The sequence below is a fragment of the Candidatus Pantoea soli genome, from assembly GCF_007833795.1.
Classification (GTDB): Bacteria; Pseudomonadota; Gammaproteobacteria; order Enterobacterales; family Enterobacteriaceae; genus Pantoea; species Pantoea soli.
This window is the reverse complement of the sequence record NZ_CP032702.1, coordinates 887,463-906,608: the sequence shown is the minus strand read 5'-3', so window position 1 is coordinate 906,608 and position 19,146 is coordinate 887,463. Positions and strand designations below refer to the sequence as shown.

At 56.4% G+C, this 19,146-nt stretch carries 15 protein-coding genes and 1 tRNA gene; 3 read left to right on the top strand and 13 right to left on the bottom strand.

Annotation, left to right across the window (positions count from 1 at the left end):
- Positions 1-79 precede the first annotated feature (79 nt).
- The gene (locus tag D8B20_RS04090) at positions 80-1,042 is read left to right on the top strand and encodes a chemotaxis protein (protein WP_145890387.1); all 963 of its coding nucleotides are present in this window, start codon (positions 80-82) and stop codon (positions 1,040-1,042) included.
- Between the two features lie 490 nt (positions 1,043-1,532).
- Complete coding sequence (locus D8B20_RS04085; protein WP_145887366.1) at positions 1,533-3,089, top strand: methyl-accepting chemotaxis protein; 1,557 nt, start codon at positions 1,533-1,535, stop codon at positions 3,087-3,089.
- 84 nt (positions 3,090-3,173) lie between these two features.
- Here the strand turns inward: D8B20_RS04085 and D8B20_RS04080 are convergent, their stop codons facing one another.
- The 4 genes from D8B20_RS04080 to D8B20_RS04065 all read right to left on the bottom strand — a co-directional run bounded on the left by D8B20_RS04080 (position 3,174) and on the right by D8B20_RS04065 (position 8,161).
- On the bottom strand, positions 3,174-4,460 hold the full coding sequence (locus D8B20_RS04080) for an HAAAP family serine/threonine permease (protein WP_145887364.1): 1,287 nt from the start codon (positions 4,458-4,460) through the stop codon (positions 3,174-3,176).
- A 411-nt stretch (positions 4,461-4,871) separates the two neighbouring features.
- The gene (locus D8B20_RS04075; RefSeq protein WP_145887362.1) at positions 4,872-5,867 is read right to left on the bottom strand and encodes a glycosyltransferase family 2 protein; all 996 of its coding nucleotides are present in this window, start codon (positions 5,865-5,867) and stop codon (positions 4,872-4,874) included.
- Entirely contained in the window at positions 5,864-7,174 is a 1,311-nt protein-coding gene (locus D8B20_RS04070; RefSeq protein ID WP_261388062.1) for an oligosaccharide flippase family protein, read from the bottom strand. Before D8B20_RS04070 ends, D8B20_RS04075 begins: the two co-directional genes overlap by 4 nt.
- Before the next feature lie 9 nt (positions 7,175-7,183).
- Positions 7,184-8,161: a glycosyltransferase family 2 protein gene (locus D8B20_RS04065; RefSeq protein ID WP_145887360.1), complete on the bottom strand. Its 978-nt coding sequence runs from the start codon at positions 8,159-8,161 to the stop codon at positions 7,184-7,186.
- A gap of 1,125 nt (positions 8,162-9,286) precedes the next feature.
- On the opposite strand from D8B20_RS04065, the gene D8B20_RS04060 reads away from it, so the two are divergent.
- On the top strand, positions 9,287-11,179 hold the full coding sequence (locus D8B20_RS04060) for a flagellin N-terminal helical domain-containing protein (RefSeq protein ID WP_145887358.1): 1,893 nt from the start codon (positions 9,287-9,289) through the stop codon (positions 11,177-11,179).
- A gap of 74 nt (positions 11,180-11,253) precedes the next feature.
- Here D8B20_RS04060 and D8B20_RS04055 read toward each other — a convergent pair.
- From D8B20_RS04055 to proB, 9 genes are all read right to left on the bottom strand, one after another.
- Positions 11,254-11,329: transfer RNA gene (locus D8B20_RS04055), tRNA-Thr, on the bottom strand.
- Positions 11,330-11,548: 219 nt separating this feature from the next.
- Complete coding sequence (locus D8B20_RS04050) at positions 11,549-13,294, bottom strand: putative phage tail protein (protein WP_145890383.1); 1,746 nt, start codon at positions 13,292-13,294, stop codon at positions 11,549-11,551.
- Between the two features lie 201 nt (positions 13,295-13,495).
- Complete coding sequence (locus tag D8B20_RS04045; RefSeq protein WP_145887356.1) at positions 13,496-13,789, bottom strand: hypothetical protein; 294 nt, start codon at positions 13,787-13,789, stop codon at positions 13,496-13,498.
- Positions 13,786-14,130: a DUF7940 domain-containing protein gene (locus tag D8B20_RS04040; RefSeq protein WP_186454423.1), complete on the bottom strand. Its 345-nt coding sequence runs from the start codon at positions 14,128-14,130 to the stop codon at positions 13,786-13,788. The genes D8B20_RS04045 and D8B20_RS04040 overlap by 4 nt, the downstream gene beginning before the upstream one ends.
- A gap of 2 nt (positions 14,131-14,132) precedes the next feature.
- Complete coding sequence (locus tag D8B20_RS04035) at positions 14,133-14,600, bottom strand: glycoside hydrolase family protein (RefSeq protein WP_145887352.1); 468 nt, start codon at positions 14,598-14,600, stop codon at positions 14,133-14,135.
- A gap of 182 nt (positions 14,601-14,782) precedes the next feature.
- Positions 14,783-15,061 (bottom strand): transcriptional antitermination N peptide, encoded by a 279-nt coding sequence (locus D8B20_RS04030; protein WP_145887350.1) that lies wholly within the window; start codon positions 15,059-15,061, stop codon positions 14,783-14,785.
- Between the two features lie 411 nt (positions 15,062-15,472).
- Positions 15,473-16,204, bottom strand: coding sequence for a LexA family transcriptional regulator (locus D8B20_RS04025; protein WP_145887348.1), 732 nt, complete (start codon positions 16,202-16,204; stop codon positions 15,473-15,475).
- Between the two features lie 353 nt (positions 16,205-16,557).
- Positions 16,558-17,811, bottom strand: coding sequence for a glutamate-5-semialdehyde dehydrogenase (gene proA / locus D8B20_RS04020; protein WP_145887346.1), 1,254 nt, complete (start codon positions 17,809-17,811; stop codon positions 16,558-16,560).
- A gap of 10 nt (positions 17,812-17,821) precedes the next feature.
- Entirely contained in the window at positions 17,822-18,925 is a 1,104-nt protein-coding gene (proB, locus tag D8B20_RS04015) for a glutamate 5-kinase (protein WP_145887344.1), read from the bottom strand.
- Between the last annotated feature and the right edge of the window lie 221 nt (positions 18,926-19,146).

Below are 19,146 nucleotides of genomic sequence, written 5' to 3'. Positions count from 1 at the left end.
TTTTCCTCGCTGCCGATAAGTTAATCATGGCGCTTTCGCCCTGCCCCTTTAATTCGCCCAGATTCTGCCCGAGGCCATGATGGATAATTTTCAGAAAGAGATCGATGAACGCGCAAACCTTGCGCTTTCCAATAAGTTCGAACTGCTGCTGTTCCGGTTGGGTTCCGATCAGCTGAAAGGCAAATCTGAGCTTTACGGCATCAACGTGTTCAAGCTGCGTGAAATTGTGCCGATGCCGCCGATCACCCGCGCGGCCGGCATGAACTCGCCGCTGCTGGGTATGGCCAGCATCCGCGGCCAGTTTATCCCGGTGATCGATCTGCCGGCGGTCACCGGCTGTAAACCGGAAACCGGCCTGAACCTGCTGCTGGTCACCGAGTATGCGCGCAGCACCCAGGCGTTCGCGGTGGAATCGGTAGAGAATATCGTGCGTCTTGACTGGAACCAGGTGCATACCGCAGAAGCCGGCATCGGCAGCCGCAATATCACCAGCATCGCCTGTCTGGACACCGACGGCCAGAGCAACAACCTGGCGCTGGTGCTGGATGTGGAACAGATTCTGTATGACATCATTCCTTCGGTGCGCGGCGTCGAGCCAGGCGCTGAAACCGTGAAAAATTTCAATCTCAAACCAGGCCAGGTGGCGATTGTCGCCGAAGATTCAAAGGTGGCGCGTCAGCTGCTGGAACAGGGCCTGAAGAGCATGGGCATTCCGGCTCTGATGCATAACACCGGTCTGGAAGCCTGGATTAAAATCAACGAAATGCAGAAAGAAGCCCAGGCTAAGGGTGAGTCAATTCACGATAAAATCGCGCTGGTGCTGACCGATCTGGAGATGCCGGAGATGGATGGCTTTACGCTGACGCGTAATATCAAGCGCGATGACGTGCTGCGCAAAATTCCGGTGGTGATTCACTCCTCCCTTTCCGGCAGCGCCAACGAAGACCACGTACGTAAAGTGGGCGCCGATGGCTACGTTGCGAAGTTTGAGATCAACGAACTCTCCAGCGTGATTTACGGCGTGCTGAACAAGAAGCGCTAGGTTTTCCCTCTTCCATCAGGCGCGAATTTCGCGCCTTTTTTCTGCCCGGCGTCCGGGCGGCGGGCGCGCGATCGTACTGCTGCGGTCTGCGCGCGCTGTCGCCGCCGCCCTGTATTGTGCCTGTCTGTTCCCCTGCTCCCCTGCTCCGGCTTAATCGCCTCAGCGCTGCATTACCCCTCTCCCGCGGTGAAGGCCACCGGCGCGCATGCCCGGCCGGACGGTGAACGCTATTCGTCAGCGCATTCGCCGGTTACTGCTGTGCCGCTAATCAATCGCCTGACACCACGCCGGCTGGTGTGTGACATGCTTCAAAAAAACTAAAGATACCCCCCTGCCAACCGATAACTAAAAAGCTTGTGCCGATGCTGCCATACCAGCATCGGGGACGCAGTGAACGACCTTTTTCCTGATGTAACAGCGACATACTGCCGGTTAACAGCCTGCTTTTCCGTCTGACAATCACACATTTTTAGCATTACGGGGAGAACCAATGTTGAGCCTGAAGAATATGAAGGTCGGCGTCCGTCTGGGCATCGCCTTTGGTTTAGTGGTGGCACTGCTGGTGGTGGTCGGCGTGACCTCTATTGTGAAAATCAACAACATCAAGGGTGGCATCACGTCGATCGTGGAGGACCGCTATGTCAAAGTGCGCCTCGGCTTCGACGTGCGTGACGGCGTCAATGAGCAGATTAAATACCTGCGCGGTATCGTCATTGATACCACCCGCCCGCAATTTAACGTGCAGCGTTATCAGCAGCTGGCAGACGCCACCGAACACACCAACAGCGCGATGAAAAAGATCGAGGCCATACAGGTGACGCCGGTGGGCAAAAAGAAAATTGCCGGTCTGCTGGCGGCCAGCCGTCAGTTTGAGCAGGAAAAAAATGCGGTGCTGGAGCTGGTGCGCGCCGGCAAAGCCGACGATGCCAGCTATTACGTGCTGAAAAAGATCACCGCGATCCAGAACGCGTATCTCAGCAGCGCGGAGGCGTTCGCCGATTCGCAATCCCAGCAGCTGCAACAGGAAGGCGCGAAGATTATTCAGGAAGGGTCGACGGCGGTAGAAATTACGCTGATTTGCTCGATTATCGCCGTCATTGCCGCGGTGGTGCTGGGCTATCTGCTGACCCGCTCAATTGTGCAGCCGCTGAATGAAGCGGTACGGATTGCCGGCAACGTGGCCGCAGGCGATCTCAGTTCGCATATTGAAGTGCGCAGCAGGGACGAAACCGGCGTGCTGATGCAGGCGTTGCAGAGCATGAATGACAATCTGCTGACCATTGTGTCAAACGTGCGGGCCGGTTCCGATACCATTGCGGTGGCGTCCAATCAAATCTCCAGCGGCAACATTGACCTCTCTTCCCGCACTGAGCAGCAGGCCAGCTCACTGGAGGAGACAGCCTCGGCGATGGAGCAGATGACCGCGACCGTCAAACACAACGCGGAAAACGCCCGTGAAGCGAACATGCTGGTGGCGAAAACCTCCGGCGTGGCCAAAGAAGGCGGCGTGGTGATGGAACAGGTAATCGAGAAGATGGAAGCCATTGCGCTCTCGTCGAAGAAGATTGTTGATATCATCAGCGTGATCGATTCTATCGCCTTCCAGACCAACATTCTGTCGCTTAACGCCGCGGTGGAAGCCGCCCGTGCCGGCGAACAGGGACGCGGATTTGCGGTGGTAGCATCCGAAGTACGTAACCTGGCGCAGCGCTCCGCCTCAGCAGCAAAAGAGATTAAGGTACTGATCGAAGATTCTGTCGCGCAGGTGGATGAGGGCAGCCGCCTGGTGACGCAGGCCGGTTCCACCATTGGCGAAGTGGTCAATAGCGTTACCAGCGTGGCCGGGATCATGAGCGAAATTACCATTGCCAGCAGTGAACAGAGCAGCGGTATCAGCGAGATCAATCAGGCCATTACGCAGATGGAAGCGGTCACGCAGCAGAACGCCGCGCTGGTGCAGGAAGCCTCGGCGGCCTCGCAGGCGCTGCAGGAGCAGGCCGATCGCCTGGCGCAGTCTATGGCGGTATTTAAAACCGCGGCGGTCTGACGCCGCCCGCGCCCTGGCCCCTCGCCGGGGCCTTGTTCTCCCCGGCGGGTCGCCACCCCGGCTGCCCGGCCGGGGTATCCTCGCTTAGCGCAGCAGCGACCACGCGATGGATGAGATAGCCAGCACCCCAACCAGCACCACAAACAGGTTGCTGATTTTGCCGCTGTACTGGCGCATGGCCGGCACTTTGTGAATGGCGTACATCGGCATCAGGAACAGGATGGTGGCGATAACAGGCCCGCCCAGCGTTTCAATCATACCGAGGATGCTCGGATTCAGCGTGGCCACCAGCCAGGTTGTCAGCAGCATAAACAGCGTAGTAATGCGGTTCATGCGCTGCGGCGTGATGCTCTTGCCACGGCTGCGCAGTGATTTTATCACCAGCCCGTTAAAGCCTTCGCGCGCGCCGAGGTAGTGGCCGAGGAAGGATTTAGTGATCGCCACCATGGCAATCACCGGCCCCATCCACGCAATCATCGGCACGGAAAAATGGTTCGCCAGATAGCTCAGAATCGTGATGTTCTGCGCTTTTGCTGCCTGCAAATCGGCCGGTGACAAACTCAGCACGCAGCTGAAGACAAAGAACATCACGGTGACCACCATCATCAGATGGGCGCTGGCCAGAATGCGGGAACATTTCTTCTCTGCCCCGGCACCATACTCCTCGCGCTTCGCCACGGCAAAGGAGGAGATGATAGGCGAGTGGTTAAAGGAGAACACCATCACCGGAATCGCCAGCCACAGCGTCATCCAGATGCTGTTGTCCGCGTCGCCGGATAATGACAGGGTTTCCAGCGCGGCGCCGTGCCAGTGCGGCACCAGATAGGCCGCCATCAGCATCAGCACCGCCACAAACGGAAACACCAGCACGCTCATCGCCTTCACTATCATCTGCTCACCAAAGCGCACCACCGTCATCATGCCGACAATCAGCAGCAGCGCCAGCAGCGCGCGTGGCGGTGCCACCAGCCCTAACTGGTGCACGATAAAGCTGTCCACGGTATTGGTGATGGCCACGCTATACATCAGCAGGATTGGATAGATGGCAAAGAAGTAAAGCAGCGTGATGATCTTGCCGGCGCCGCGCCCGAAGTGCTCTTCCACCACATCCGTAATGTCTTCGCCGGGATGTTTACCGGACAGCACAAACCGCGTCAGCGCGCGGTGTGCATAAAAGGTCATCGGAAAGGCCAGCAGCGCCATGATAATCAGCGGAATTAACCCGCCTGCCCCGGCGTTGATGGGCAGGAACAGCACGCCAGCGCCAATTGCCGTGCCGTACAGGCCCAGCATCCACACGGTATCACTCTTGCGCCAGCCTTTTGCCGCCGCCTCCACCGTACCCAGGGTACCGGTTTGTGAGTTGTCCATCTGTCTCTCCAGAATCATCTTCACTATACAGCCGGAACGACGGCTGAAAATCAGGGCGGCGCGGATTGTCCGCGCCTGCCACGTTACCGCGCACATGCTAACTGCTTTTCGTCGCTGAAGGGGACTTCAACGCAAGACATGCATCACAAAGGCGGGAAAAATGCGCGACATGGCGATAAAAGCAGCAGATACGCACGGTTTACGCACGCAAACGATTGCATGGGCGCTATTTGACCTGAGTCGGCAGCGAAGTGCAAGCCAGAGACAGTAGTGGGCAGCGCGGCAGGAGAAGATCGGGGCATCAACAGCGGGGTTGTCGGGTGCGCACGGCACACCCGACGGGGAAAACAAACTCCCCCGCGCGCTAGCTTCTGCCTCTTTACCAGAGGCTAACGGCGGGAGAATTTAACCTCAGAACGCGCGCATTCTGTAGAGAGCATAAAGGAAATAGTACGCTGTGAGAGTGTTCAAATTCATAATCATGTACTTCAGTTTTTCATTTTTATTCAGCAGCGTAAAAATACCTTTGGAGTATTTTCCGCGCTTGATTTGTTCAATTTCCTGCGCAATATCCGCAGATGAAAACGAAGAGTGATACATGGCCGTGACAATCTGCATATCCAGTGCCAGTACCCGTTTGGAAATGGCGCGGAGAAAATGCTCAATATCACTGCTCTGATATTTATCGACAATGGAATCATAGAGCGCCACCAGCGACTGCTTACGCACTTTCAGTTCGCTGTACTGCACTTTGCGTTTTGACAGCGATCCTGCCACATCCTCGTAATGATAGGCTGCACCGGGCGTGATAAGAATATTATTTACTCCGCTAAAGAAGCGCAGGTTAAATAACAGATCCTCACTCATAGAGATGCCTTCCATAAAGCGCAGATCGAGATCGTGAATAATCTGCCGGCGATAACATTTGTTGTGCAGATAACCAATGTTGTCGCTCATCTCCAGCTCGCCCAGCACATAAGGAATATCATCCTGGCTGAAGAAGCCGGCCTGCGAGACTTTGCCGACGCGCGTGTCGTGGAGATTTCCGACCATCAGCTCCACCGTTTCCGCCGGCCATGCGTTCAGGTTCTGCTTGAAACTCATCAGGAAGTTGTCGTCCACCCAGTCATCGGCGTCAAGGAACAGCACAAATTCGCCGCTGGCTCGCAGCAGTCCGCTGTTACGGGCGGCGCTGACGCCGCCGTTGACCTGGTGAATCACCGTGACCTGCGGATAGTGGCTGAATTCGTCCACAATCGCCGCACTGCCATCGCTGCTGCCGTCATTGACGACGACCACCTCATAGCTGATGAATGTCTGGTTCAACACGCTCAGCAGCGTACGCCGGATGGTTTTTTGCGAGTTATAGACGGGAATGATAATACTGAATAGCGGTTTTTCATTCATGATAAACTCTCTTTACTGTCTGAGGTTTTGATATCGGTAAATAACAGCCATAGTTTCCTGGGGTTGAAAAATATCCGGTGAATATGCATAACGGGTTGCGCCGCAAAAAAATAATTCAGCAGCGAAAAAGATAAAAACTCAGTAATCACCACACTCATGGCGGCGCCGGTTAAACCAAAGTGTGGCACCAGCAATAAGGATGAAATCAGGCAAACCAGTAATACCGCGAAGGTCTTTTTCACCAGATAGCGGTAGCCGTTATATTTAATGATGAAGCGATCCATCACGCTGCTTAATACCGCGCACATCGCGCCAATACTGAGTAACAACGTGGGGGCAACCGCATCGAGATATTCCGCGCCGTAAAATTCCCGGATAAACCAGCCCGACAGCAGCCAGATGGCCAGAATCACCAGCGCCGACACGCCAATCACCAGCAGATGCAGTTTCTGCGCTTTAACAATCGCCTGCTGCTGATTGCGCTCGGCGAAGAACGCCGGGTAAAACGAGGCCAGCAGCGCGCTGGGCAAAAACACCCATGCGGTGGAGAGCGTTAACGCCACGGAAAAAATGCCGGCCTCTTTTACGCCGAGGAAATAAGAGACGCTGACCTGATTCAGACGGGTATAGAGCGCAACGGCAATGGCAGAGAAAATCAGCGAAAGGCCGGAGGCCACCATATAGCGCGAGTACTTTTTCATCTGCCGCAGCGCCGGAACCGGCGCCTGACGGTCGTAGCGCAGGAAGATCGTCAGCTTGATAACAAACGGGATCAGGGTCGCGAGCACAATCGGCAGCGCCAGATAGCGCGGATCCAGCGCATACCAGGAGATGAAAAAGCGCACCGTCAGGCTGATGGCCAGTCCGATCACATTGGCAATCACGTTCAGACGCGCGTTGAGCATCGCCTCGTTGTAAATGTTCACCAGATCAAGCGCGGAGAACAGGCAGGCGACCGCAGCAGCAGCGATGAAGATCCAGGCTTCCGGACGCCACGCCTGTTCCATGATCGCCACCCCGGCGAGCGCCAGCACCGCATAGAGCACCAGCACCAGCAAAAAGGTGGCCATCATCAGCCGCAGACCCGAACGGCGATTCTGCGCAATGCGCTTCAGCAAAATCACATCGCTGCCCATCAGCGCGATGGTCTGAATGAACTGAAACACCAGCATGGAGATCGAGATGATGCCAAAGGTGGCCGGTCCGACGTATTTCGCCACATAGGAGGTCACGAAGATCAGGCCGAAAACCGCGATCAGTTTTTCCGCGATCATCCACAGCGAGTTTTTTAATTTATCTTTCATCATTGCCCGCCCCTATCGCTGCACCAGCCGGCGCAGGCGTGAGACCAGCCGCGGACTGACAAAAAACAGCGCAAAATAGAGGCTCCACGGCGTCAGAAACGGACCGGCGGAGCACCATGAACGGAAGCTGCGGCGGTAGAGCGCAATGTACTCATCGATAAAGGCGCGGCTGAAGCCGTCGCTTTGCAGCCCCTTGTAGATGTATGAGGCGGTGACTTTCAGATAGAGGTGGTAATAGCAGCGCTGGTGCCCGGCAGACAAAAACGCCTTCATGCCATTAAATGAGCGGGCAAACGAGAAGTGTTTTTCCCGCAGCGCGGATCGCGTGGCCGAGTTCGCCGATCTGACATAGTGGTAGACCACCTGTTCGGTGACGATCACCTCGCGCTCCTGCTGCAGATGCAGGTAGTTCATCACAAACAGCAGATCTTCAAAGTTAAAGATCTCTTCGTTAAAACGCAGCCCGTGCTGGCGGATCACCCCGGCGCGGAACACTTTGTCGCAGATGCCGTGACGCGGATGGAAATAGAGCAGATCGTTCATCGCTGCCGATGCGCTGAGCCGGCGCGTCTGGTCACGGTTGGCCGGGGCGTCCAGCGGCTGCCCCTCCGGCGAGAAGTGCTGCGACTCCCCCACCACCATAGCCGCACCGCTGCTCATCAGACGGACATAGGTGGCAAAGGCATCCGGCGGCAGGAAATCATCGGCATCTAAAAAGCACAGCAGTTTGCCGCGCGCGGCGCTCATGCCGTGATTACGCGCCGCCGACACGCCGGCATTGGCCTGACTGATGATGTGAAACTGCGGCACCCGCGCATAGCGCTGCAGTATTGCCAGCGAGTCGTCCCGGGAACCATCATTGATAAAAATGGCTTCAAAGCGCGTTTCATCCTGCTGCAGCAGGCTATCAATGCATCTCTCCAGATAGGGTGCGGCGTTATACACCGGCACAATGACGCTGATTAAAACGTCGTTAACAGGATTTTGCATAAGACCTCAATACGTAATTGATCAGTGTGAAAAAGCGCAGGAGAAATAAAACCGGATACCGTTAAAGAAAACCCTTTCCTTTTTTTTGATATCGCTTTCACCCGGCTTAACATTACTTCAGTGATTTTTTCAGAGTTTCCTCAGGAGAACGAACCTGATAATTAAACAAGGCACGCTGACGCGTAGTAATAAGAATTTCGCCAGCCTTAAGACGCTGTTTTTTATTTAATGATTTACTGTAAAACAGGCAGGCTACCGCCCCTGGCTTGCAGCGACTAATGTACTGCCAATGTCTGACGTCAACAGCGTTACGCTGCACTGTTGCCAGTGCAGTTAAAAGTCAATGCGTTACCAAAACAGGCTGTGCCTGCGGACAGAAGCCCTTTTCTGTCACGATATGCGAATCTTTATCCTGCGCCGGCGCGGTCATCTGCGCACACTGCCAGATTATCCTCTGAAGGCCGCCGTGCCGGGCGCATCGCGGGATGGCCCTTTTCGGCGTGCAGAACGACATTAAGATTATTTGCTGTATGCCCTGTCCCTTTATTATGCCTTTGCGTCTTTTGCGCAGTGTGAGAACAGGTAACGTTAATTCAGTACGGCTCTCGCAGCCGAACTGCAACAGGCTTTACGCCATTAAATTGCGATCTGATTCAAAACTTTCACCCGCATTTTCACCAGCCGTACGGGTCAGGTCAATGGCTGCCTGATTATTGCAGAAATAACGCAGGCAACGACAGCCGTTATTTTCTGCGGACTAATTAGCGGGCATAACGATTAATAACAGAATTGATTAGCCGGGCAGTTAACAGGTTGTCGGAATGATCGCAGTTTTTTCACTGCGATGCGTCCACGCCGCGCCTGAGCGGTCGTTGCGCGTGGTTTGCACCCGCGGAGGAGCATGAAGCGCAACGGCGCACAGGAATATTGTCAAGAGACAACTGTATGAATAGCCATATAACGACAAAACGCAGATCTTTCCCTCACCCATAACGCAATTTTGCCCGATTTCCTGCTGAAAATTTCCCTGTGCCGCTGTGGGAGCCGTGACTTAGCCCAAATAATTTTTAAAGAACGGCCTCCGGTGCCGATAACGCTATCAGTGTCTTTTTAGTGAGTCTGTAAATGATCAGTCTGCAAACCAATATGCCCGCCATGAACGCCAGTCAGCAGTCCGCACGAAGCGGCGCGGCGTTGAGCGACGCGATTCGCCATTTATCGTCAGGGATGCGGATCAACAGTGCGCGTGACGACGCGGCAGGCCAGGCCATTGCCAATCGTTTCAGCAGCCAGCAGAGCGGGCTGGCGGTTGCGCAGCGCAATACCGGTGATGGTTTATCGCTGGTGGAAACCGCGGAAAGCGCAATGGATGAGATCAACAATCGTCTGCAGCGCGTGCGCCAGCTGACGGTACAGGGACTGAACAGCACCAATTCGCAAAGTGATACGGATGCGATCCAGGCCGAGATCAACCTTAATCTTAAAGAGATCGATCGCCTGAACAGCACCGCCAGTTTCAACGGCATTAAACTGCTGGATGGCAGTGCCGGTAAACTCGGGTTTCAGGTGGGTGCCAACGACAACGAGAAGATCGGGCTGGATCTCTCTGCGCCTGGCTTTGACGTGGATGCGCTCGGGCTGACCGATTTTGTGATTGGCGGCATTCGCGGCAATGTCACCCCGGTGAGCACGCTGACCGGGCTTGCCACCAACATGTCCTTCAGCAATCCGGCGATTACGGTTAACTATGTGCCGGCGGGCAATGCGCCGCAGCTGGTAAGCAGCAGCGCAAACAATCGTCAGTATATTCAGAGCACCGGCACTGACGGTAAACCGGTTTATTATCTGGCCGCCGTCAGCGCGCGCTGGGATACCGCCACAGCGGCGGGCAATGTGCTGATCAGTCGCGGCGTCAGCACGCCGCTCTATAGCACGGTCAGTGATATACCAGCACGCACCATTCCTGCGGTGAACTTTCAGGACAGCGGCGGGACAGCGCTGCCGGCTACGCCGCCAGCCAGCCTGATGCAGGAAAGCGGCCAGTACTATATTGAACAAAACAACCGCTATTATGCGGCGGATTTGAGCTTTACCCCGAGTGGTGCGGTTACCGCAAAAATGAACGGCGCAGCGGCTAAGATCGACAGCGATTTTGCCACAACGCCTGTGCCGGTGACGGATACGCCTGACATCCCGCTGTCCAGCGCCACGGTGAGTTTTAGCGATGCCGGCGGCCAGCCGGTGAGCAACGGCCGTCTGCTGCGCAGTGGTTCACAGTATGTGATGGAAGTGGCAAACGGCGGAAGCTATCAGTATTACAACGCCAGCGTCAGCGCTTCGTCAGACGGCACGCATAACAGCCTGAACGTCACGGCCACCAGCGCCACACCCGCCAACAGTTTCAGCACGGTGAACAGCGTTACCGGCACCTCGTACGTCACGCTGAATCCGGCGAACGTGAATGTGCGCTATACCGACGTCAGCGGGAACAGCAGCAACGACGTGCTGAAACTGGATTCGGATGGCAACTATTATCTTGATGTGCCGAACGGCATGCTGGATAAGACCGCCACGTTTGTGAATAACAGCGACAGCGGCACCGTGATGCTGAAAACGCTGCAGGGCGTGGGCGACGTGCAGATTTATTTTCAGGCGGGCATCTCCTCGGTTACGGATACCTCCAGCAACCAGACCACGATGCGCGTTTCGGAAATGGGTTCAGAGATCCGTCTGAAACATCCCGACGACCCGCTGGCAACGCTGGATCGCGCCATTGCCCGGATTGACAGCCAGCGCACGCAGCTGGGTGCAGTGGCTAACCGGCTGACGTCTGCCCGGTCGCTGCAAAGCAGCGCCGGTTCGGCCATCGCCGCTGCGCGTTCGCGGGTTGAGGATGCTGACTATGCGACCGAGGTATCAAACATGTCGCGCCAGCAGATTTTGCAGCAGGCCAGCGTTTCTCTGCTGGCGCAGGCCAACCAGCTGCCACAGCAGGTATTGAAACTGCTGCAGGGTTAACGCGTTTATCCGGGGTAAAGTTACGTCTGGGCCCACGTAAGAACCTGTGCACCCTTTTCAGGTAAGGAAAAAACTGGTGCCGGAAACAGGAGTCGAACCTGCGACCTTCGCATTACGAATGCGCTGCTCTACCAACTGAGCTACACCGGCATAAAGGCGGGAACTGCGGGGATTAAACATAGAAAAATCGGTGGTGCGAGTCAAGCAGCCACCGCTTAAGTGCTGATTATTTCAGCATTTAACGGTAAAACCGGACAGGTCCTGGCTGTTGCGCCCTGCCCCTTTACGCGCTGCACTGCCGTGCGCGCGACATCGCTGCCGCAGCACAAAAAAAGGCGAGGCCGCAGCCTCGCCAAAAAGGTGCTGGCCTCAATCGTAATAAGGAAGTTTACGATCGACACCGTTGATATTGACCAGCACAAAGCCCGAAGGCGTGGTTTTATCGGTGGGTGTACCTGCTGCCGTCGCGACGGTAAGTACCCCTTTCTCATTGGCACCGATACCGGCCACGCCATTGTGGATACCAAAGCGTGCGGCCGGTTTCAGCGTGCCCATTTTGGTGGTATCCGTAACCACCGAGAAATCGGTCTGGAACAGTGAGCAGGAACCCGACTCATAGCGCGTCGGGCCGGTGGTTTTCAGGTTAATCAGCGTATCACCACTGTTGGCACGCAGTTTCACCCACACCACCGCATAGGTGGTGCCCACCCGGCTGTAGCGCATATCCAGGACCGCCGGCTGCCCCATGTGATAGGCATCCGCCCAGACCGTTTCCAGCCGCTGCAGGTTAATAAAGGTGCGGCCCGTGCCCGCCACATTCACCGGTGACCCGGCGGTGCCGGTGGGCTGCGTGGCATCAGCTTTACCGATCAGCTCCATCACCCACTGCTGGTTAGCCACCGGGAAATAGAGCTGCCCCAGCCGGTACCAGTTGTCGGTATCGGTGTTGTTGGTGACTTTATGCCCGCTGTAGTAACCGGTACGCAGTGAACCGGTGATAATGGTGCCGTGGCTCTCTTCACGACGATAGCCGTACTCAAACGATGAGAGCCAGCGCGTCCCGGCGATGTCATTGGAGATTTTTGCCCCGGACTGCAGGCCAACCTGCCGCATGATGACGCGCGCATTGTTGAGGTTAAACGGCGTGCCGCAATCCTCAATGTTGAGCGTGTCGATGGTCCAGCCACCATCGGAGAGATCGCCCGGGTTACGCGTATGCTCAATCCACACGTTACGCATAATCCCCTGCGTGACGCGCGGCATGTAGAGTGTGGCGTCGCCGTAACCGGTCTGGAAGTTACAGTTGCAGATCTCAATGGCGGTAGAGTGGTCCCATTTGCCGTTGGGCGAATTCGACCAGCCGATGTCAAAGACGCGACCATAGGTCCACAGGGTGTAGATCTGCTCGAATTTACTGTCGAGGGTATCCAGCGCTTTGATTACCGTACCGCCGCTATTTTGCGCGCGGAAACAGTAAATATTTAACGTGGTGCCTTCGATACAGGTGTTTTCGTAGAAGGGCTGCGCATTGGTACACATATCGGCGGTAATCGTGCTGGTGTTGGTCGTGACGTCGGCGGAAGACTGACCGTGCCAGGTAATGCCTTTGATGGAGGTACGGCGCGCCTTCACCTTGAACACCGTGTTGGCGCTCTTGTCGGAAATGATGGTGGTACGCGGCAGCGAACCCAGTTCCACATCATCCCCCTGCAGGCCAAAATAGGCGATTTCGGTGGCGCTGATATCCATCGGGTTAATTAAAAATTTACCGCCAGGAAAGCGTACCGGCAGATCGCGTATGTTACCGCTGTAGCTTTGCGTCCAGGCAAACATCCGGTTAAACGCATCAGTGTCATTGGCATAGCCATCGCCTTTGGCGCCGAAGTGGTAGACGTTAAGGTCTGCCGGATCGTTGATGACACGTTTCCAGTAGAAGCCATTACCCACCGCCAGCGTACCGCCATCATCTGTGGCGGTGGTGGTGCCGATAAAACCGGTAAAATCACCGCCGCCACGGAAGCTGGAATCAGCGTTGTAGCGGCGCAAAAACGCCAGATCGCCGTTTTTGGTCGGCGCAGTGGTACGCAGTTCAGCGAAAGAGTTAACTTCGATCATCATAGCCTCCTCGGCATTTCAGGTTTGCAATACACAGTGAGGGGACAGCGTTAATGCGCCGGCGGGCGGCAGTGCTGGTCCCAGAGGTCGTTGTAATTGTTAATGGCGCGCACGGTACGGATGTCCATGCGTTCGGCATCCCTGCCGTGGGTGTAAATCGGGGAGAAAAGCGTACAGGCAGAGTCGATAACGACCGGTGCCTCAGGGCTGGTTGTATTTCGACTGCTGCAGCTTGTCGCGAGCAGCAGCGTCATCAAGGTTATCGTTGCGGATTTCCACATGTCGGGCCTCCTCACGCAGCTGTTGTTGTTGCTGGCTGACCGCGACCGCCTGCGCAGCGGTTTTTTCAGCCTGCGCGGTGTCAGCTTTTGCCTGCTGCTGCACCTTGCCGATCTTGCGGCCGCCAAAATAGCTGGCGAGCAGCGCGGCAACCACGCCGGCGATAGCCGCCAGCCAGTGCCAGCTGCCGCCCAGCAGAGAAAGAAGAAAACTCATGATTTCGCCTCCAGCGCGTTTTTCTGAGCCACGAGGTTTTTCTGCCGGACAAACTGCGCCAGCACGCCCATCGCCACCATAAAGGCGCCGATCATGCCGAGGTAGTTATGAGGCAGGATGGCTTTGACATCCTCCGGCAGGGCATTCCACGCATCCAGCGCCGAAGAAGGAAATGACTGCGCCCAGGCGCTGAGCATGGAGCCCAGCGAGGCAAGCCAGACAGACCAGGTTTTGAATAACAGCCGCGCGTGCTGCACAAACTCCAGCGTGGTAAAGCGCTGCAACAGCAGTAGCAGAATGATTGCCGCCAGCACGGCGATGATGAACAGCAGCCAGATCATGTTCATAGCAGCCCCCGATAGATGTCGTAGGTGCCGCTGCGCATCGCCTCCGCATGGCGGCGGGCGCGCCCTGCTGTCTGCTTTGCCCACAGGCTGTCGAGCATGGCGTTGGCGGCCGCGTTGAAATCCCCCTGCGTGACCGCAGTCAGCATGCTGCGGAACAGCGCCAGCCCCTCAACGCCCAGCTGATAAGCCATGCTGATTAGCACATCGCTGCGCGCCTCGTTGCATTTGCTGAGCGCCAGCCTGATGAGCTCGCGCTGGTTCATCTCCTGCACTTTGTTTTCCACGATGCACTGCTTCCACACGTCGCCGACGCGGCGCGGCACCTGGAAAATGTAATTACTGAGCGAGGCCCCTTTCGGCCCGATGCGAATGCCGCCGGCGACGGTCGGGAACCCCTGATTATCGAGATAGGGCGCCTCGCGGTAGCCCTCTTCAAAATTCAAAATGGCAATAATCTGGCTCATATCCTTTCCTCATTGACGGGCGCAGCCGCCTGGCCCGGCTGCGCAGATCACCGAAACACATAAATCACTCTGTCTGGTCCTGCTGCGCGCATGGCTGAAGCTAAGCGCAACGCTCAAGCGGGATTAAACAATGCGTAAAAATGAAAACGTTCCGTTCAGAACTGGGAAAGCGGACACCGGCATTAGCGCACGGCGTACAGGTGAACGTGGGGTAAACAGCAGTTATCAAAGCTGGCGCTTTCGGCCTGAATGCGCGTCGGGGCCAGTACTGCGCGGTCCACTCGCGAGCGAATTTCGCGCTGACAGATGCGCTCTGCGGTGCGCAGGCTCACCTCGTCACACTCCAGACCTAATGCGTGATCAATGCTGCGCTTCAGGCGACTGAGCGACTGACGCCGCCGATGGCGACGGGTGCGTGCATTCCCTGTGAAGACTGACTTGCCATATTGAATGATCGCCATAACTCCTCCTGTGAATGAGTTTTTGGCGATGGGGTGGCAAACGCGGCGTTCCGGCAGAGGCCGAAGCATCCGTGGCGCCACTGGAATCACTCACAACCGGCCAGCCCGGGCGTCAGGACGACCAGGCGAAAGCAGAGAAGAGTGAAGGCAGAGGACAACTGACGACGCTGCAAAGTGCGTTTCCACCCCATCCCAAAATCCACTGACTTTGGGTGGGTTGTCTCGCGCTTGTGCAGCGCCTCAATTGTTTAAGAGCGGGCTCATCCGGGAGCGGTGATGTCGTCCATCTATGGTCAAATTATTAACAGGTTCTAATGCATTGGCAAACACCAACGGTTAATTTTTTATTTACCGTTAGTTAAATTTATGATTTCAGCTAATTTATTTTTTTCCGGGCGGGCGCCGATCGCCTCAGCCCAGAATCTGGTAGTCGCGTGCCTGACTCATGATAACGCGCGCGATCACCTGCAGCGATGCCGCTTCATCCAGTGACAGATACCAGGTCTCATAACGCTTGTTATCGGAGATCACCGCCACCTTTTTGTGCTGCAGCTGCAGCCGCTTGAGGTAAAGCTGATTATCCAGATTAAACAGGTAGATACCGTCACCGTCGAAGCGGTGCACGCTGATGTCGACAAACAGCTGATCGCGTGGCGCGAACGTGCCGGCCATCGAATCGCTGTTGAGCGCGATCAGGCGAATGTTCTCCGCCGGACGGCCGTTGAACAGCACACGCGCTTCGTCAAGCCCGTATTCAATAGCCTGAATGGTCTCGACCAGTTCTTCACGCGCAGCAATGCCGTGGGCGCTGCGTTGCCCGATATCCAGACTCTCTACGCGGAACATGTGCTGCGGATCGATCAGCTTCTGCTGCGTCAGGGCGGCATCCGGTTTTTCCATCCCATACTGCAGCCACTCTACGCGCACGTCTAATAGCTGGCTAAGCGCCAGTAAGTTGCCGTCATCCGGAATTGACTGGCCGTTAAACCATTTCCAGACCCCCGGTGTTGAGATCCTGCATCCCCTTTGCTGCAGTGCCTGTGCAACCTGTTTGTTCCGTCCATGTCCGACAATTCCCGCGCTGTCACACGCGGCAATCAGCCTGGCAGTAAAAGCTTGTCTCGTACTCTCTTTTTTAACCATCAGTTAATAGTCTGCCATCAGTAAAAGACTGAATGTTATTTTCATTTTTGCTACCAGTTCATTTTATATTACCGTCAGTTTACTACCCAACCGCTTTTATCAATGAAGCTGGACGATCATTATCCTCGCAGGCCGGGTGCAAACCAGTTATGAATACCTGACAGCGTGTTGTGGCAAAGGTTTTCAGGATTGTTCCGTAACGCCGGGACCAGCGCCTACTGAAAAAAATGGGCGAAAAGCGCCGCAGACGCCATTAATGACAGTAATAAATCAAAAAGCTCTGGTAATAACTGGATCGAAAGCCAAAAAAATGGGCATCGCTGCCGATGCCCATTCAGATGCGGGAGAAAAAGCTAGCGGCGCAGCGTATCGTCGCCCCAGCCAATCCACTTATAGGTGGTGAGTGCTTCCAGCCCCATCGGGCCGCGCGCATGCAGTTTCTGCGTGCTGACCGCCACTTCTGCGCCAAGGCCAAACTGACCGCCATCGGTAAAGCGCGTGCTGGCGTTGACGTAAACGGCGGAGGAATCAACCTGATTGACGAAGCGGTTGGCGTTGCCAATGCTGCGCGTCAGAATGCCATCGGAATGCTGTGTGCCATGCGCCCGGATGTGGGCAATCGCCTCATCCATATCGTCCACCAGCCGCACATTGAGGTCGTTTGAGAGCCATTCATCATCGTAATCGCCCGGAGAGATGGCCACCACGCTCGCCGGCCCCGGCTGCAGCAGCGCCAGCACATTGGCATCGGCGTGCAGCGGGATATTCTCCTGCGCCATGCGCTGCAGGAAAGCCGGGATAAAGCGCGCAGCCTGGTCGCGGTGAATCAGCAGGGTCTCCAGCGAGTTGCAGGCGCTGGGGCGCTGCTTCTTGGCGTTGACAATCACCTCCAGCGCCGCATCGGTTTCCATGGTTTCATCCAGATAGAGATGACAGACGCCAATACCGCCCGTGATAACCGGAATGGTGGAATTTTCGCGGCACAGCTTGTGCAGACCTGCCCCGCCGCGGGGGATCAGCATGTCCACGTAGCGATCCAGCTTCAGCAGCTGATTCACCAGCGCACGATCCGGATTTTCAATCGTCTGCACGGCCGCAGCCGGCAGGCCGTGCTCCGCCAGCGCGTTCTGAATCACGCGCACCGTGGCGGCATTGGTACGCGAGGTCTCTTTGCCGCCGCGCAGGATCGCCGCATTGCCGGTTTTCAGACACAGTGACGCAATGTCCAGCGTGACGTTTGGCCGGGCTTCGTAAATCACACCGATGACGCCAAGCGGTACGCGTCGCCGTTCAATACGCAGGCCGCTATCCAGCGTGCCGCCATCGATCAGCTGCCCCACCGGATCCACCAGACGACTGACCTGGCGGACGTCATCAGCGATGCTTTTCAGCCGCTGCGGGTTGAGTGTCAGGCGATCCAGCAGCGCCGCGCTCATGTTGTTCTGGCGCGCATCGGCCAGATCCTGCTCGTTGGCCGCCAGAATCGCCGCGCTTTCCGCTTCCAGCCGATCGGCAATGGTCAGCAGCACCTGATTTTTCTGCGCGGAGGAGAGTTCCGCCAGTTTGTACGACGCCGCGCGCGCCGCTTTACCCATTTCTTCCAGCATGACCTGCTCCTTAACTGACGATCATATCGTCGCGGTGAACCGCAACCGGCCCGTATTCGTAGCCCAGAATGCCGCCGATCTCCTGACTGTGATGTCCGGCAATCATGCGCATCGCATCGCTGTTGTAACGCGTAACGCCGTGGGCGATATCGCGCCCCTGCAGGTTACGAATCCGGATCACTTCACCGCGCGAGAAATTGCCCTGCACCTCGCGGATGCCTTTCGGCAGCAGCGAACTGCCGCGTTCCAGTACCGCAGTCAGCGCACCATCATCAATGGTGATTTCACCGGCTGGCGGCGCGCCAAAGATCCAGCGCTTGCGGCTCTCCAGCGGCGATTGCTGCGCATGGAAGCGCGTGCCGACCGGCTTGCCGTTCAGCACATCGCTGATAACATCCGGCCGGCTGCCGGCGGCGATGATCACCTCGATGCCAGCCCGACAGGCTACATCGGCCGCCTGCAGTTTGGTGGCCATGCCGCCGGTGCCAAGCCCGGAGACGCTGCCACCCGCCAGGGTGCGCAGGGCATCGTCAATCTGGTGCACATCACCGATCAGTTCCGCCTGCGGATTGGTGCGGGGATCGGCGGTATACAGGCCCTGCTGATCGGTCAGCAGCAGCAGTTTGTCCGCGCCGCCGAGCATCGCCGCCAGCGCCGAAAGATTATCGTTATCGCCCACTTTGATTTCAGCGGTGGCGACCGCGTCGTTCTCATTGATTACCGGCACAATGTGGTTATCAAGCAGCGCGCGCAGCATGTCGCGCGCATAGAGAAAACGCTCCCGGTCTTCCATATCCGCACGCGTCAGCAGCATCTGGCCAATATGGATACCGTAGATGGAAAATAGCTGTTCCCACAGCTGGATTAAACGGCTCTGCCCCACCGCAGCCAGCAGCTGCTTTGAGGCGATGGTCGGTGGCAGTTCGGGGTAGCCCAGATGCTCGCGTCCGGCGGCAATCGCGCCCGACGTGACGATCACAATGCGGTGGCCCGCCGCGTGCAGTTGCGCACACTGACGTACCAGCTCCACCATGTGCGCCCGATTCAGCCGGCGCGATCCGCCGGTGAGGACGCTGGTACCCAATTTGACCACCAGGGTCTGACTGCCACTCATGTTTTTCCTGCCATGTAAGAAAAAAATCTGCGAACCGACGTTTTAACAGGAGTCAGCGAGGAAGCCAACAGCGGCAAGGGGAAAAGCACGAAAATCGCCAGACAATCGCGTAGACCAAAAGTTCGCGATTAACAAGAAAACAGAAAAAGTGTCATAAAACTTTCATCGCCAGTCGGTAAAACGTCCCGTGTTTTACAAACCCTTTCACGGGTACAACAAAT

Excerpts from the sequence above, each read along its gene's own strand:
- D8B20_RS04090 (WP_145890387.1), top strand. The coding sequence starts at position 80 with ATGGATAATTTTCAGAAAGAGATCGATGAACGCGCAAACCTTGCGCTT.
- D8B20_RS04085 (WP_145887366.1), top strand. The coding sequence starts at position 1,533 with ATGTTGAGCCTGAAGAATATGAAGGTCGGCGTCCGTCTGGGCATCGCC.
- D8B20_RS04080 (WP_145887364.1), bottom strand. The coding sequence starts at position 4,460 with ATGGACAACTCACAAACCGGTACCCTGGGTACGGTGGAGGCGGCGGCA.
- D8B20_RS04075 (WP_145887362.1), bottom strand. The coding sequence starts at position 5,867 with ATGAATGAAAAACCGCTATTCAGTATTATCATTCCCGTCTATAACTCG.
- D8B20_RS04070 (WP_261388062.1), bottom strand. The coding sequence starts at position 7,174 with ATGATGAAAGATAAATTAAAAAACTCGCTGTGGATGATCGCGGAAAAA.
- D8B20_RS04065 (WP_145887360.1), bottom strand. The coding sequence starts at position 8,161 with ATGCAAAATCCTGTTAACGACGTTTTAATCAGCGTCATTGTGCCGGTG.
- D8B20_RS04060 (WP_145887358.1), top strand. The coding sequence starts at position 9,287 with ATGATCAGTCTGCAAACCAATATGCCCGCCATGAACGCCAGTCAGCAG.
- D8B20_RS04050 (WP_145890383.1), bottom strand. The coding sequence starts at position 13,294 with ATGATCGAAGTTAACTCTTTCGCTGAACTGCGTACCACTGCGCCGACC.
- D8B20_RS04045 (WP_145887356.1), bottom strand. The coding sequence starts at position 13,789 with ATGAGTTTTCTTCTTTCTCTGCTGGGCGGCAGCTGGCACTGGCTGGCG.
- D8B20_RS04040 (WP_186454423.1), bottom strand. The coding sequence starts at position 14,130 with ATGATCTGGCTGCTGTTCATCATCGCCGTGCTGGCGGCAATCATTCTG.
- D8B20_RS04035 (WP_145887352.1), bottom strand. The coding sequence starts at position 14,600 with ATGAGCCAGATTATTGCCATTTTGAATTTTGAAGAGGGCTACCGCGAG.
- D8B20_RS04030 (WP_145887350.1), bottom strand. The coding sequence starts at position 15,061 with ATGGCGATCATTCAATATGGCAAGTCAGTCTTCACAGGGAATGCACGC.
- D8B20_RS04025 (WP_145887348.1), bottom strand. The coding sequence starts at position 16,204 with ATGGTTAAAAAAGAGAGTACGAGACAAGCTTTTACTGCCAGGCTGATT.
- proA (WP_145887346.1), bottom strand. The coding sequence starts at position 17,811 with ATGCTGGAAGAAATGGGTAAAGCGGCGCGCGCGGCGTCGTACAAACTG.
- proB (WP_145887344.1), bottom strand. The coding sequence starts at position 18,925 with ATGAGTGGCAGTCAGACCCTGGTGGTCAAATTGGGTACCAGCGTCCTC.